General features: G+C 55.4%; 1 protein-coding gene. It reads right to left on the reverse strand.

Going from position 1 to position 271, the window contains the following annotated elements; translation table 11 throughout:
• A partial coding sequence (locus RMT89_RS43115; protein WP_315889215.1) for an anti-CBASS protein Acb1 family protein occupies positions 1-271 on the reverse strand: 271 nt, incomplete at both ends.

Genomic DNA, 271 nt, shown 5'->3' on the forward strand with positions numbered 1-271 from the left:
CGGCTGCCACAGGCTATTCCAGTTGTAATGGATAGAGGCAGGGCGCGAGCCAAGGGCGTTGCAGATAATCAACTCATCCAGCTTAGCTAGTGCTGGGCTAATCGTTAGGGTCTGATCGGCATTGACACGATCATAGTAATTGCGCAGGTCTGACTCGCCAGTACTATTCAGCCCGCCAGGGGACTGGCCTAGCAGGCGGGTAACCGGAATATCCGACGCTCCCGCAATCTCCTGTAGGAACTTCTCAATTAGCTCGGGCAGCCCACCGAAT

The sequence above is a fragment of the Streptomyces sp. P17 genome (genome assembly GCF_032436805.1).
GTDB lineage: Bacteria > Actinomycetota > Actinomycetes > Streptomycetales > Streptomycetaceae > Streptomyces.